This window comes from Colwellia sp. SU-HH01217 (assembly GCF_057543495.1).
The window spans coordinates 190,662-205,354 of the sequence record NZ_BAAJLX010000005.1 but is presented as its reverse complement, the minus strand read 5'-3'; the positions used below and the strand labels follow the sequence as shown (position 1 = coordinate 205,354).

At 36.7% G+C, this 14,693-nt stretch carries 14 protein-coding genes; 12 read left to right on the top strand and 2 right to left on the bottom strand.

The window, feature by feature from the left end:
- Window positions 1-64 precede the first annotated feature (64 nt).
- Together map and AC27G3_RS08765 are read right to left on the bottom strand one after the other, a co-directional pair.
- On the bottom strand, window positions 65-889 hold the full coding sequence (gene map, locus AC27G3_RS08770) for a type I methionyl aminopeptidase (RefSeq protein ID WP_487120882.1): 825 nt from the start codon (window positions 887-889) through the stop codon (window positions 65-67).
- A gap of 72 nt (window positions 890-961) precedes the next feature.
- Window positions 962-1,567 carry a hypothetical protein gene (locus tag AC27G3_RS08765; protein WP_487120721.1) on the bottom strand — a complete coding sequence of 202 codons (606 nt, stop codon included), beginning with the start codon at window positions 1,565-1,567 and terminating at the stop codon, window positions 962-964.
- A 429-nt stretch (window positions 1,568-1,996) separates the two neighbouring features.
- Here AC27G3_RS08765 and rpsB point away from each other — a divergent pair, with 429 nt between their 5' ends.
- From rpsB to fabZ, 12 genes are all read left to right on the top strand, one after another.
- Window positions 1,997-2,725, top strand: coding sequence for a 30S ribosomal protein S2 (rpsB, locus tag AC27G3_RS08760; protein ID WP_487120720.1), 729 nt, complete (start codon window positions 1,997-1,999; stop codon window positions 2,723-2,725).
- 117 nt (window positions 2,726-2,842) lie between these two features.
- Complete coding sequence (gene tsf / locus AC27G3_RS08755; RefSeq protein WP_487120718.1) at window positions 2,843-3,691, top strand: translation elongation factor Ts; 849 nt, start codon at window positions 2,843-2,845, stop codon at window positions 3,689-3,691.
- Between the two features lie 186 nt (window positions 3,692-3,877).
- The gene (gene pyrH / locus AC27G3_RS08750; protein ID WP_487120716.1) at window positions 3,878-4,618 is read left to right on the top strand and encodes a UMP kinase; all 741 of its coding nucleotides are present in this window, start codon (window positions 3,878-3,880) and stop codon (window positions 4,616-4,618) included.
- Between the two features lie 119 nt (window positions 4,619-4,737).
- A complete protein-coding gene (gene frr / locus AC27G3_RS08745) occupies window positions 4,738-5,295 on the top strand; it encodes a ribosome recycling factor (RefSeq protein ID WP_487120714.1) in 558 nt (185 codons plus the stop codon).
- Between the two features lie 148 nt (window positions 5,296-5,443).
- On the top strand, window positions 5,444-6,196 hold the full coding sequence (gene uppS / locus AC27G3_RS08740) for a polyprenyl diphosphate synthase (RefSeq protein WP_487120712.1): 753 nt from the start codon (window positions 5,444-5,446) through the stop codon (window positions 6,194-6,196).
- 35 nt (window positions 6,197-6,231) lie between these two features.
- On the top strand, window positions 6,232-7,122 hold the full coding sequence (locus AC27G3_RS08735; protein ID WP_487120710.1) for a phosphatidate cytidylyltransferase: 891 nt from the start codon (window positions 6,232-6,234) through the stop codon (window positions 7,120-7,122).
- Window positions 7,123-7,138: 16 nt separating this feature from the next.
- Window positions 7,139-8,380 carry a 1-deoxy-D-xylulose-5-phosphate reductoisomerase gene (ispC, locus tag AC27G3_RS08730; RefSeq protein ID WP_487120708.1) on the top strand — a complete coding sequence of 414 codons (1,242 nt, stop codon included), beginning with the start codon at window positions 7,139-7,141 and terminating at the stop codon, window positions 8,378-8,380.
- Between the two features lies 1 nt (window position 8,381).
- Complete coding sequence (gene rseP, locus AC27G3_RS08725; RefSeq protein WP_487120706.1) at window positions 8,382-9,737, top strand: sigma E protease regulator RseP; 1,356 nt, start codon at window positions 8,382-8,384, stop codon at window positions 9,735-9,737.
- Between the two features lie 143 nt (window positions 9,738-9,880).
- A complete protein-coding gene (bamA, locus tag AC27G3_RS08720) occupies window positions 9,881-12,352 on the top strand; it encodes an outer membrane protein assembly factor BamA (RefSeq protein WP_487120704.1) in 2,472 nt (823 codons plus the stop codon).
- A gap of 86 nt (window positions 12,353-12,438) precedes the next feature.
- Entirely contained in the window at window positions 12,439-12,957 is a 519-nt protein-coding gene (locus AC27G3_RS08715) for an OmpH/Skp family outer membrane protein (protein ID WP_487120703.1), read from the top strand.
- A gap of 174 nt (window positions 12,958-13,131) precedes the next feature.
- Complete coding sequence (lpxD, locus tag AC27G3_RS08710) at window positions 13,132-14,175, top strand: UDP-3-O-(3-hydroxymyristoyl)glucosamine N-acyltransferase (RefSeq protein WP_487120880.1); 1,044 nt, start codon at window positions 13,132-13,134, stop codon at window positions 14,173-14,175.
- 64 nt (window positions 14,176-14,239) lie between these two features.
- The gene (gene fabZ / locus AC27G3_RS08705; RefSeq protein WP_487120701.1) at window positions 14,240-14,692 is read left to right on the top strand and encodes a 3-hydroxyacyl-ACP dehydratase FabZ; all 453 of its coding nucleotides are present in this window, start codon (window positions 14,240-14,242) and stop codon (window positions 14,690-14,692) included.
- The last annotated feature ends 1 nt before the right edge of the window (window position 14,693 follow it).

The window sequence follows — 14,693 nt, the reverse complement described above, 5'->3', positions numbered from 1 at the left end:
TGTTAACCACGTGATGACAGTTGTGTTCATCACATGGTTAATGAGTTTAGTCAAACGAGCAAAATTAATTATGTAAAAGTCGAGGAAGTGTTTCTTCTTTTCTTAATGTTAAAATTTCGCAACCCGTTTTAGTAACAACAATAGTATGTTCCCATTGTGCAGAACGTTTGCCGTCAATTGTAGTAACAGTCCAGTTATCCTCTTTATCAAGAACGGTTTGAGCACGACCTAAGTTAATCATAGGTTCAATAGTGAAGCACATACCTTCAACCATTTTTACTTTGTCATTATTTTTATAATGAACAATTTGTGGTTCTTCATGAAATTCTACGCCAATACCGTGCCCGCAATATTCTTTTACAATTGAATAACGACCTGACTTTTTAATGAATTTTTGAATAGCGGTACCAATTTCACCAAAAGCAACACCCGGTTTTACTTTTTTTAAGCCAACATATAAGGCTTCTTGGGTAATACGACATAAACGATTATCTTCAGGTGAACCTTCGCCTACAATAAACATTTTACTGGTGTCGCCATGATACTTATCTTTAATTACTGTAATATCAATATTGATAATATCGCCGTCTTCTAAAGGCACATCGTTAGGTATACCATGACAAACAACGTGGTTTACAGATGTACAAATAGATTTTGGAAAATTGTGATAATTCAGTGGTGCTGAAATAGCATGTTGAACTTTTTCAGTATAATCAGCACAAAGAGTATTCAACTCATCAGTAGTTACCCCTGCTTTTACATGTGGCGCTATCATTTCCAATACTTCTGCGGCAAGTTTGCCAGCAACACGCATTTTTTCTATTTCTTCCTGACTCTTAATAGTTATAGTCATTGATTTTTCGTACCCTTTGTCTGTAAGTTTACCTATTAATGTAGGTAGTAAGTTGCTTAATCATTGCAATTTTCTATATTTTAGCGCAACTAAATGAAATTTTGAACGTTATTTGTTTAGCTCTAATTTAATCGCTTCAACTATTGATGAAGGCTCTTGTAGATACAAGTTATGATTAAGCAAAGTTAAATTATCACCGACTGCTAACAATACCGCAGGAATAGCAGATGTTTGAATAACTTCTTGTAATTCAAAAATAGCATGGAGTGTCATCTCAGCTTCTTTAGTTAACTTGTCATTGTTAAATATTTTATTCGGCGGTGAAATCTTTAGTTCATTAATAATATCGCTAAAGTCGCTTTCACTCGTTAGTGCAGTGCCTTGTTGAAAATGCTTTTCTTGAAGAGCATTTAATAAAGGCAGAGTTAAATGAGGTACCTTAGTTTGTGTCCAAGCAAGAAGGTTCGCACTAATTGTTGAATCTTTTTCTAACGATAATTTGTCGAGGTAGTGAGAAGAAAACTTACACTCACTAAAATTAACCACATCATCAATGGTTTGTTTACTGACTAACTCATCACCCTCATATCGAGCACAATGCCAAAGGTTAAGTTTAATGTCAGGATAATTTTCTGAAATAACATTAACTAGTGAAGAAGCAGCATAACTCCAAGGACAATGACTATCATAGATAAAAAATAATTCGGTATTCATGTAAAAAAGACTCGCTATTGCATGTGGTACAAAAATAATAGATTAAACTTAACGCGTTAATTAAATAGTATGACATTGTTTTAGTGTCATAGAAACTGAAGTCCTTATCATTCGCTCGCTTATTTCTTGTTCTAATAAATTTTTTAATACCGATTTAAATTAATGCTGACGAATTGATGGTTTTTATGGTTAATGGTTAGGTTTTGTGTTATAAAGTGCCGCGCTAAATTAATTGCTACTAAAAATTTAATTTTTGGTTGGTTAATTTAGTCAATAACTAGATGCTGCCAAAGGCGGTATTAAACATAAACTCACATACATCTTATAAAGATATGCCGGGGTGCTCAGCTGGATTTACTTTATGTAAAACAGCCACAGGAGTCGTGCATATTGGGTGTATGAACGCTTAACCCCATAAAGGAAAATAAAATGCCAAACGTTTCAATGCGCGATATGCTTAAAGCCGGTGTTCACTTCGGACACAAAACTCGTTACTGGAATCCAAAAATGAAGCCGTTCATTTTTGGTGCTCGTGATAAAGTTCATATCATTAACTTAGAACAGACTGTTCCGATGTTTAATGAAGCTTTAGCTGTTTTAAACAACGTATCGTCTAAGAAAGGTAAAGTATTATTTGTTGGTACTAAACGTGCTGCAAGTGATGCTGTTAAAAATGCTGCTGAAAAATCTGACCAATTCTTCGTGAATCACCGTTGGTTAGGTGGCATGTTGACTAACTGGAAAACAGTACGTCAATCAATCAAACGTTTAAAAGATCTTGAGTCTCAAAGCTCTGATGGTACTTTTGAAGCGCTTACTAAGAAAGAAGCGTTAATGCGTACTCGTGAAATGGAAAAACTTGATAAAAGTTTAGGTGGTATTAAAAACATGGGTGGTTTACCTGACGTTTTATTTATCATTGATGCTGATCACGAACACATTGCTATCAAAGAAGCTAACAACCTAGGTATTCCAGTAATTTCTGTTGTTGATACAAACTCAAATCCTGACAACATTGATTACATCATTCCAGGTAACGATGATGCAATTCGCTCAATTACTTTATATCTTGATTCTGCAGCAAATGCAGTACTTGAAGGTCGTGAGCAAAACATTGCAGTTCAAGCTGAAAAAGACGGTTTTGTTGAAGCTGAGTAATTAGCTGAACCCCTTTTTTACTGAGAACTATCGTAGTAAAGCAGAGGCAAGTAGCTTCTGCTTTACTGTTTGAATTACTTACCATTTAATTGGTATCAAAATTTGAGGAATTATCCAATGTCAGTTACTGCTGCTATGGTTAAAGAACTTCGTGATCGCACTGCTGCGGGCATGATGGATTGTAAAAAAGCACTTGTTGAAGCTAATGGCGATATGGAATTAGCAATCGACAACATGCGTAAATCAGGTCAAGCAAAAGCCGCTAAAAAAGCGGGTAATATTGCTGCTGAAGGTACTATTTTAATTAAAGAAGCTGCGGGTACTGCTGCTTTAGTTGAAGTTAACTGTCAAACAGATTTCGTTGCTAAAGATGCAAGCTTTTTAGCATTTGCTAACGAAGTTGCTGATACTGCTCTTGCGTCAAAAGCTACAGTTGAAGAGCTTCAAGCTAAATTTGAAGACCAACGTATTGCATTAGTGACAAAAATTGGTGAAAACATCAATGTACGTCGCGTTGAATACATTGAAGGTGCTGCATTAGCTTCTTACCGCCATGGCGAAAGCATTGGTGTTGTTGTTGCTGGTGAAGGCGATGCAGAGTCGTTAAAGCACATTGCTATGCACGTTGCTGCTAGTAAACCTGAATTCATCAACCCAGAAGACGTTCCTGCTGAAGTTGTTGAAAAAGAAAAAAATATCCAAATCGATATCGCGATGAATGAAGGCAAGCCTCAAGAAATCGCTGAGAAAATGGTAAACGGCCGCATGAAGAAATTTACAGGTGAAGTTTCTTTAACAGGTCAAGCTTTTATCATGGAGCCTAAGAAAACTGTTGGCGCTGTATTAAAAGAAAAAGGTGTTACTGTTTCTAACTTTATCCGTTTAGAAGTGGGTGAAGGTATTGAGAAAAAAGAAGAAGATTTCGCTGCTGAAGTTGAAGCAACTATTGCAGCAACTAAAGCTTAATCTTTCTTTAATTTGAAATATTTTTAGCATATAGTCATGATTAATTGAGTATAAGACTTTCGATAGTCAGCTAAACGTATTAAAATAGCCGCGGTCAAATTTGATCGCGGCTATTTTTTTGTCTCGAATCTAACATTCAGACATTAATACAGAACTCTTTCTCTAACACGCTAGGAATTTTATACTATGAGCACCAATCCCAAACCTTGTTATCGTCGTATTCTTCTTAAACTTAGTGGTGAAGCACTAATGGGAGAAGAAGGCTTTGGTATCGATCCTAAAATTCTTGATCGCATGGCACAAGAAATCAAAGAACTCATTGAAATGGGGATTCAAGTTGGCTTAGTGATTGGTGGTGGTAATTTATTCCGTGGTAAAGGCTTAGCAGATGCAGGCATGAACCGTGTAGTTGGTGACCAAATGGGGATGTTAGCTACTGTAATGAATGGCTTAGCTATGCGTGATGCACTTCACAGAGCTTTCGTTAATACCCGTTTAATGTCTGCGATAGATTTAGCTGGTGTTTGCGATACTTATAACTGGGCGCAAGCCATCAGTTTATTAAAGTCTGGCCGCGTTGTTATATTTTCAGCAGGAACAGGTAACCCATTTTTTACTACAGACTCTGCAGCATGTCTTCGTGGAATTGAAATTGAAGCGGATGCGGTGTTTAAAGCGACAAAAGTTGACGGTATTTACTCTGAAGATCCAGTGAAAAACCCTGAAGCTGTACTTTATAAACATTTAACTTATGATGAAGTATTAGAAAAAGAATTACAGGTAATGGATTTAGCTGCTTTTACTTTAGCACGAGATCATAATATGCCGATTCGTGTTTTCAATATGAATAAAACAGGTGCTTTAAAGTCTGTTATTATGGGGAATGACGAAGGCACAACCATAGATCACGCTAAAAACTTGACCTAGTTTATTAACTAAGCTAATTACCGATATATTTAGTATCATTAACCCTATTTAATACACGAGTTTTAGAAGAGAAAAATAACAAAAATTCGTGTTTATATAATGCTTTAAGGAATAAAATTTTGATAAATGAAATTAAAGAAGATGCTCAAGAACGTATGGGCAAGAGTATTGAATCTTATAAACTTAGTCTTAATAAAGTAAGAACTGGTCGTGCACACGCTTCTTTACTTGATAATATTTCTGTTGATTACTACGGAATGGAAACACCGTTAAATCAAGTCGGTAATATTTCTGTGCCTGATGCGCGTAGTCTAGCGATTACTGTTTTTGACAAAGGCATGATTGCAGCTGTTGAAAAAGCTATTTTAAAATCAGATTTAGGTTTAAATCCACAATCAAACGGCACGTTAATTCGTATTCCTTTACCGCCATTAACAGAAGAGCGTCGTAAAGACTTAGTAAAAGTTGTTCGCGGTGAAGCAGAGAATGGCAAAGTTGCTATCCGTAATATTCGTCGTGATGCCAACTCAGATATTAAAGCATTAGAGAAAGAAAAAGAAATTAGCGAAGATGAACAACATCAAGCTGAAGATCAGATTCAAAAAATTACCGATTCATTTATTAAGCAGGTTGATGAATTATTAGCCATAAAAGAAGCTGAATTAATGGAAATTTAATATTTTCATTGAAAATTTGAGAGCGCCGTAGTTCAATGCTAGTCCTTGCTTTGCCGAGGGTTATAAATAAAAGACTACGGCGCTTTTCGTATGTTTAATGCATATATCGAATATATGAACAAAAGTATTTAACAACACAGAACTTTAAATGAGTAACACTACATTGGGTGAAAAAACCAAAAAAGAACTCCCGAAACATGTTGCTATTATTATGGATGGCAATGGAAGATGGGCCCAATTACAGGGAAAAACACGTGTTTCTGGCCATAAAGCAGGTGTTTCGTCTGTTAGAGCAATTGTTTCTGATGCACGAGAACTTGGAATAAAGGCATTAACTCTTTTCGCATTTAGTAGTGAAAACTGGCAACGACCTAAAGCTGAAGTTAGTGTGTTAATGGATTTGTTTATGTACGTTTTAACCAAAGAAGTTAAGCGCCTACATAACAATGATATTCGTTTTAAAGTAATAGGAGATGTCAGTCGATTTTCTGAAAAACTACAAGAAAAAATCGCAGCATCAGAAAAGTTAACTCAAGACAATACGGGTATGGTATTGTCGGTAGCCGCAAATTATGGCGGTCGCTGGGATATCATGCAAGCAGCTAAAAAGTTAGCGAGCAAAGTTGCAGCTAATGAAATTGAGCTACAAAGCATTACAGAACAGTCATTATCTGAACAAACATGCTTAGCTGAAGTACCTGAATTAGATTTACTGATCAGAACAGGTGGGGATTGTCGGATTAGTAACTTTTTACTTTGGCAAGCTGCCTACGCAGAATTATATTTTACAGACGTGCTCTGGCCAGATTTTGACTCTTCAGAATTTAATAAAGCTTTAGCCGTTTTTGAGCAACGTGAACGTCGATTCGGTCAAACAGGCGAACAAGTCAACGCTGTTTAAAAAACCAATAATAATAGATAAAAATAGGATATAGCTTGTTAAAACAAAGAATATTAACCGCACTTATTTTGGCGCCAGCAGTAATAGCGGCAATTTTTTATTTGCCACTCAACTACTTTGCTGGTTTTTTATTAGCTGTTATGGCTATAGGTGCATGGGAGTGGGGCCCTTTAATGGGGTTTGCAAGTACAGGTCGTCGCGTAATTTTTGCATTAGTCACTTCGTTATTAATCTCCATTATTTGGTATTTTATTCCGTTAAATGAAATTTGGGCACTGAAGATTAGTGTAGTGGATGCCACATTATATCAAGCACAACAGTCTGCAATATATTTACTTTGGCTTGCTGTTTTATGGTGGCTGTTATCGGCAACATTAACGCTTTTATACCCGAAATTTAGTAAGTTTTGGTCAAGCCATCGTTCCATAAGAGGTGTTTTTGGTTGGTTAACCTTAGTGCCTACTTGGATGGCATTTATGATATTGCGTACCAGCGATTATTCTACAGATACCTATCATGGTGCTCAATTGATAATGTTTTTGTTTCTGATGGTCTGGAGCGCTGATGTTGGTGCTTATTTTGTTGGTAAGTCATTAGGTAAACGTAAACTTCTGCCCAATGTTAGTCCAGGAAAAACCATTGAAGGATTTATTGGTGGAGTTATTTCAGCCTGCCTTTGTGTTGGTATTGCAGGATATATTATTGGTTGGAATAGCGATCAAGTTACTACTATTTTACTTGTCGCTGTGCTTATTTCTACGGTATCTGTATTGGGCGATTTAAATGAAAGTATGTTTAAGCGCCAAGCCGGAATAAAAGACAGTGGCTCGATACTGCCAGGTCATGGTGGCATACTCGACAGAATTGATAGCTTAACAGCGACCGCACCTATTTATGCCTTATGTTATGTCATGATAGGTTGGTAATTAAGTGTTAAAGACCATGAAGTCATCTAAAAGTCCAATAGAAAAAAAGTTATGTATTTTAGGTTCAACAGGATCTATTGGCCAAAATACCCTTGATGTCATTCGTTTACATCGAGACAAGTACAAAGTCGTCAGTTTGTCGGCAAACACCAATGTCGACTTGTTGTTTGCCCAATGCATTGAGTTTTTACCTGAAAAGGTAGTTATGGTCTCAGCGACTCATGCCATTGAATTGCAAGCAAAATTAAAGGCTGAGTCACTTCCTATTGAAGTACTGAGTGGTCGACATAATCTTATCGAAATTGCACAGTCTCCAGCAACTGACACTGTTATGGCCGCGATTGTTGGCTCATGTGGTTTACTACCAACCTTAGCTGCTGTTAAAGCTGGAAAACGTGTTCTGTTAGCAAACAAAGAAGCTTTAGTCACCTCTGGTCAAATTTTTATTGATGCAGTAGCTGAGTCTGGCGCAGAGCTATTGCCTATTGATAGCGAGCATAATGCTATTTTCCAATGCCTTCCTCTACCTTTACAGCAGCAATCAAGTGCCAATAATTTAATTGATCATGGGGTTAGCAAAGTCTTGCTTACAGGGTCTGGTGGTCCATTTAGAACCGTAGAACAAGAAACTCTTAAAACCGTTACACCGGATCAGGCTTGCGCTCATCCTAATTGGGAAATGGGCCGAAAAATATCCGTTGATTCAGCCACTATGATGAATAAAGGCTTAGAATTTATTGAAGCTAAATGGCTTTTCAATTTAGATCCTGATGATATTCAAGTTGTACTGCATCCGCAAAGTACCATTCATTCAATGGTTCAATACAAAGATGGATCGGTGATTGCTCAAATGGGTAATCCTGATATGAGAACGCCAATTGCTCACGCTTTGGCTTTTCCTGAGAGAATTGCGTCAGGTGTTGAACCGTTAGATTTTTTTAATGTGGCTGCTTTTGAATTTCAAGCAGTTGATTTTAATCGTTATCCTAACTTAAAGCTGGCTATCGATGCATGTAAAAAAGGTCAAGGTGCTTGCACTGTTTTAAATGCGGCGAATGAAATTGCTGTTGATGCATTTTTAAACGAAAAAATTAAATTTACTGATATTTTTAAAATAAATGAAACTTCTGTTAATAAATTTGTCTCAGAAGAGGTGAAAGATATTGATGGTGTTGTTAGCTTGGATCAAAAAGCAAGAGACTTTGCTCGATCATTATTAATCTCTGATGAGTTTTTAAGTACTGAGGTTAAACATTAGTATGATTGATTTTTTTTGGAATTTTGCTTCCTTTGTTGTGGCCTTAGGAATATTGATAACCGTACATGAATACGGACACTTTTGGGTTGCTCGTAAAAACGGTGTTAAGGTACTTCGATTTTCTATCGGCTTTGGTCCTGCATTGTTTCGCAGAACTGATAAATTTGGCACAGAGTTTGTCGTTGCGTTAATCCCTCTTGGCGGTTACGTGAAAATGCTAGATGATCGCGTCGACGAAGTTAGCGAGGTTGATAAAAATAACACATTTAATGTCAAATCTGTTTATCAACGAATTGCCATTATTGCCGCAGGGCCTTTAGCAAATTTTGCTTTTGCAATTGTAGCTTTTTACATAATGTTTTTAATTGGTGTACCTAGTTTAAAACCTGTTATGGGTGAAATTGAGCCTAATTCTTTTGCCAGTGATGTAAATTTGCCCCGAAATGTCGAAATAGTTGAAGTTGCGGGTGTGCAAACATCGAATTGGCAAGATGTCAATTTAGCTTTAGTTGGTGCAATAGGCGATCAAAGTATTGAAGTAAAGACGAAATCGTCAGAAAGTCAGTATGTGACGACTACTGTATTAGATACAAAAAATTGGAAGTTTGCACCTGAAAAAACGTCTGCGCTTGCCAGCTTAGGTATAATACCTTATCGTCCTGCTGTTCATAGTGAACTCGTGCATGTAGAAGAAGGTAGTCCAGCTCAAGTTGCTGGATTTGAAGTCGGCGATAAGTTAATCAAGCTTAATGATAATCAGGTGAATGATTCTTGGGATTACTTCTCAGAGCAAATTAAACTATTTCCTGATACTCAAGTGCTCGTTACGGTAGAGCGAGATGGCCAGCTTATTGAGTTATCAGTAACTCCAAAAGGGGTTAAACGTCACGGACAACTTCAGGGGTATTTAGGAGTCGCGCCTAAATTTGAGCCTTGGCCAAAAGAGTATCAAATTCAATTGGCTTACGGACCTATTGATGCTATTGGCGAAAGTATGGCGCGAACTTGGAATTTAGTCATTTTAAGTTTTGATATGATCGGTAAATTAGTGACTGGAGATATCTCAGTTAAAAATTTAAGCGGTCCCATTGCTATTGCGCAAGGTGCCGGTAGTAGTGCAGGGTATGGTTTTGTTTATTTTTTAGGCTTTTTAGCTTTAATTAGCATTAATTTAGGAATAATTAACCTTTTACCGCTACCAGTACTTGATGGCGGGCATCTACTCTATTATCTTATCGAGCTAGTTACTGGAAAGGCAGTGCCTGAAAATATTCAAGAGATAGGTTTTAAGTTTGGTGCGATAGCTTTATTAGGATTAATGAGTATTGCATTATTTAATGATTTTTCTCGTTTATAGTTTTGACTTTAGTTTAAGTCTATTTTAACTCATGGTTTAGGCATGAGTATGTTGGTTCAAATACATCGTTTCATTATCAACTCAGCTTGCAATTGAAGTTAATGAATAAGAAACAATTAAAAGAAGTAGTAAAGTAAGTATTTATGATAATTAAAAAAATTGCCTTAGCCATTTTATTTGGTTCTTTAGCTAGTGCTGTGCAGGCCGCAGAAGACTTTCAAGTTGAAGATATTGAAGTTAAAGGGCTTCAACGTGTTGCTTTAGGTGCAGCACTAACGCATATCCCTTTTAATGTTGGTGATACGTTGAATGACTTTCGTATTTCTCAAGCGGTAAAGTCCCTTTATAAATCGGGTCACTTTAATGATATTCGAGTGTATCAAGAAGATGAACGTTTGATTTTCCGTGTTAGAGAGCGAGAAACCATCAGTGAAATTACCTTCGACGGTAATAGCGACTTAAAAGATGAGCAATTAATTGAAAGCCTTGATGGTAGTAATATCAGAGTGGGCGAGACACTAGATAAAACCGTTATTTCGGGGATTGAATTAGGTCTTGAAGATTTTTATCATAGTGTAGGTAAATACAATGCGAAAGTAACCGCTGAAATTGTTCATTTACCAAGAAATCGCGTGACACTGAACTTTACTTTTGTTGAAGGTGATGCCGCGGCAATAGAACAAATTAATATTGTTGGTAATGAAATCTTCTCTGATGATGAAGTACTTGAACGAATAGAATTAACCTATGGTTCTCCATGGTGGGATTTTATGGCGCAAGATAGATATCAAAAGCAAACCTTACAAGGTGATATGGAAACCATTAATAGTTTCTACCTAGATAGAGGTTATTTGCGCTTTAAAATTGACAGCACACAAGTCTCGATGACGCCAAACCGAGAAGCGGTTTATATTGCATTAAATGTCACCGAAGGTGAAACATACACAGTAAACGAAGTTGACTTTATTGGTGATATGGCAGGCTTTGAGCATACGATTCGTGCCATTAATCCTTTATCTGCAGGACGTTTATATAATGGTGCTGAGGTAACATATACTGAAGAAGTTATTGGTAAATTTTTAGGTCGTTATGGCTATGCGTATCCTAAAGTCGTTACCATTCCAGAAATTAACGACGAAGATAAAACCGTTAAGTTGTCTATTTCAGTTGATCCAGGCAAGCGTATTTATGTGAATCAAATTAGTTTCAGTGGGCATTCTGTTACTGCGGATCATGTGCTAAGACGAGAGTTACGTCAAATGGAAGGTGCATGGCTCTCTAATAATTTATTAGAAAGCTCAAAAGCATGGCTTTCGCGATTACCTTATTTAGAAAACGTAGAATTTGAAATTGATCAATCACCAAAAGAAGAAGATTTGGTTAACGTAAATTTCGATGTTAAAGAACAGCCTTCAGGATCTTTTACCGCTGGTGTCGGTTATGGTTCAACTACTAAATTAAGTTTAAACGCCGGTGTTCAACAAAATAACTTTTTAGGAACCGGTAATCAGTTAGCATTTAATGTTGGCACTAATACTTATTCTAAAAATGTAACTATTTCTTATACTGATCCATATTTTACTGTGGATGCCACTTCTTTAGGCGGCCAAATTTATTTTTCTGAATTTGATGCCGGTCAAGCTAACTTGGTTGACTATAACAACCGAACATACGGTATTGGAGCTAATTTAGGGTTTAGGGTAGATGAATATTTACGATTAAACTTGGGGATAGGCTACAAGCATAATGGTATTACACGTTTAGAAGCGTATGAGCAAATACAGAACTTTTATGATATTTACTCAAATCCACAGCACCCTGATGAAGCGTTAGAATTTGAAACAATTGATTTAAGTATCGGTATTTCACGTTCAACCCTTAACCGTGGTACTTTTCCATCGGCAGGTTCTCAGCAAAGTATCTCGATGAAAGCAACTACGCCTAATTCAGATGTACAATACTTTAAAGCAAATTTAAACTCTAAGTGGTACTTCCCACTAACCAGAAATCAACGCTGGACAGTGTTAGCTCGTTTTGATGCTGGTTACGGTAATGGTTATGGAACAGTAAACGAGAATGATCAAATATTACCATTTTGGGAAAACTTTAGAGTAGGTGGTCCTGACACATTACGTGGTTTTGAAACCAATATTGTAGGCCCGCGAGCGATTTACCGTTATCCAACCCCCATTGATGGTAGCCCTGACGGTATTGGTGGTGGCGGTTGTTGTTTAGGTCCGGATCACGATCGAATTCAAGTATCTACCCGCTCTGTTGGTGGTAATGTTATGGCACTTGCTGGCTTAGAGCTTATCTTTCCAACCCCATTTTTAGATGAAGGTTTTGCTAATAGCGTAAGAACAAGTTTATTTATTGATGCCGGTAACGTTTGGGACAGCGAATTTAACCTTGACGATTACAGCGATTTACCAGAAGATGAGTACAATAAAATTGGTGACTACGGTACACCACACACTTACCGAAGTTCAGCAGGTCTTTCTATTCAATGGTTGTCACCTATGGGGCCAATGATTTTTAGTTTTGCAAAAGCGTTACGACATGAAGATGGTGATGATACTAGCTTCTTTAGCTTTAATATTGGTAAAACATTTTAGTTCGAATAATTATGCCTAAGGCATTTTTTAATAAAATTACAATTAAATAACAGAATATATTTCAGAGAAATAACTAGGAGATAAAATTGAAAAAATTTATTAAATCTATGGTAGTAACTACTGCGGCATCGGGTTTTCTACTTGCAAGTTCAGTTATGGCTGCTGATCAAAAAATTGCGGTAATTAACTTTCAAGAAGTTATGGGTAAAATTCCACAATCAGCTGCTGTTATGACAGCGTTAGAAGCTGAGTTTAAAGATGACCAAGCATTAATTGCGCAATTAGAAAAAGATATTAAATACTATCAAGAAAAACTAAAGCGTGATGGTTCGTTAATGGCCGCGAAGGAAAAAGAAGAGTTAGAAAAGAAAGTAGGCGCTTTATATCAAGAGTATCAAGTAAAGGGTAAAGAATTACAGCAAAAAGCGGGTAAACGCCAAGGCGAAGAGCAAAATAAAATTATTGCCTTAATCCGTCAAGCAGTTGACAATGTTGCTGTTAAAGGCAAATACGACTTAGTACTTGAACAAAAAGCTGTGGTTTACTTTAAACCTGAGCATGCAATTACTGATGAAGTAGTAGAGCAAGTAAGTAAATTAAACTAATAGAGTTTAACTTGAACACTACTAGTGCGTAATGAACTAATTCAACGAATTGGTTTGAAAAATTAACGCATTAAATAGACGAAAATATTTATTATTTAAATATTTTCGTCTTTTTAGTTTTAAACCTTGTAGAATACCCAATATAGAAGTTTTATTTTGAGTGATATCAATATAATGAACTACAGTTTAGAAGAAATAGCAGAAAAAATTGGCGCTAAAGTCGTTTACTCGCCAACGGCAAATAAATGTGAAACGAGTGTTCATAGTTTGGCGACTCTTGAAAATGCGAGCGCTGGACAAATTGCTTTTTTAGCGAACAGTAAATATCGTGATCAGCTTAAAGGAACTAATGCTACAGCTGTTATTATTAATGAAGAATGTTTGACTGATTGCAAAACTAGTGCGCTGGTAATGGCTAACCCTTATGTGGGGTATGCTTTAGTGGCTCAATTACTTAATTCTACCCCTGCAACTGCCGTTAACATTCATGCCAGTGCGGTAATTGATCCTAGTGCGAACATAGGGAAAAATGTTGCTGTTGGTGCTAATGCAGTTATTGAGTCGGGTGTATCACTCGGCGATAATGTTTCTATTGGTGCTGGCTGTTTTATCGGTAAAGATACTGTAATTGGCAATAGTACTGCTTTATGGTCCAATGTCAGTGTCTACCACGATATCGAAATTGGTCAGCAATGCTTAATTCAAGCAAATACTGTTATTGGCAGTGATGGTTTTGGTTACGCTAAGCACGAAGGACAATGGGTCAAAATACCGCAATTGGGACGCGTTATTATTGGTGATAGAGTTGAAATTGGTGCAAGCACAACAATTGATAGAGGCGCACTTGATAATACCGTTATCGAAGATGGAGTTATTATAGATAACCAAGTGCAAATTGCTCATAATGTTGTTGTGGGTGAAAACACCGCCATTGCTGGTTGCTCTGTTGTTGCAGGTAGCACCGTCATCGGAAAAAATTGTACAATCGCAGGAATGGTCGCTATCAATGGGCATATTTCTGTAATTGATGGTAGCGTTATTACTGGTATGGCAATGGTAACAAAAGCCATTACTAAGCCTGGGGTATACTCGTCTGGTATGCCAGCTGTGCTTAATCATCAATGGAATAAAAATAACGCTTACTTTAAAAAAGTCGGTTCGTTAGCTGCCAAAATTAAAGTATTAGAAAATCAAATATCGTCGTTAAAAAATGATTGATTTTTAATATGTACAAATAAAATTTATTGTAAAAAAGCAAACCTATTTTAAAAGGAATAAAAATTTGGATACGCCAAAAAATGTTATTGAAATACAAGAAATTCAATCAATAATCCCACATCGTTACCCGATGTTGCTTGTTGACCGCGTACTTGATTACCAACCGGGTAAATGGTTACACGCAATTAAAAACGTCTCAATTAATGAGCAAGTATTTAATGGTCACTTTCCGGAGTTATCCATTTTTCCTGGCGTAATGATCCTTGAAGCTTTAGCTCAAGCAACAGGTATTTTAGGCTTTAGAAGTACAGAAGATCGAGAAGAAAAAGAGATGTATTTATTTGCATCTATTGATAAAGCTCGATTTAAAAAGCCAGTAGTACCCGGTGATACAATGCACTTACATGTTGAATTTATCAAAGAACGCCGCGGTATGTGGAAGTTTTATGGTGAGGCCAGAGTTGACGGTAAAGTAGTATGTTCTGCAGATTTGATGTGTGCAAGACGAGCAATATAAC

Coding starts and splice junctions, on each gene's coding strand:
- ispC (WP_487120708.1), top strand. CDS start 7,139: ATGAAGTCATCTAAAAGTCCAATAGAAAAAAAGTTATGTATTTTAGGT.
- rpsB (WP_487120720.1), top strand. CDS start 1,997: ATGCCAAACGTTTCAATGCGCGATATGCTTAAAGCCGGTGTTCACTTC.
- tsf (WP_487120718.1), top strand. CDS start 2,843: ATGTCAGTTACTGCTGCTATGGTTAAAGAACTTCGTGATCGCACTGCT.
- pyrH (WP_487120716.1), top strand. CDS start 3,878: ATGAGCACCAATCCCAAACCTTGTTATCGTCGTATTCTTCTTAAACTT.
- bamA (WP_487120704.1), top strand. CDS start 9,881: ATGATAATTAAAAAAATTGCCTTAGCCATTTTATTTGGTTCTTTAGCT.
- AC27G3_RS08765 (WP_487120721.1), bottom strand. CDS start 1,567: ATGAATACCGAATTATTTTTTATCTATGATAGTCATTGTCCTTGGAGT.
- uppS (WP_487120712.1), top strand. CDS start 5,444: ATGAGTAACACTACATTGGGTGAAAAAACCAAAAAAGAACTCCCGAAA.
- rseP (WP_487120706.1), top strand. CDS start 8,382: ATGATTGATTTTTTTTGGAATTTTGCTTCCTTTGTTGTGGCCTTAGGA.
- lpxD (WP_487120880.1), top strand. CDS start 13,132: ATGAACTACAGTTTAGAAGAAATAGCAGAAAAAATTGGCGCTAAAGTC.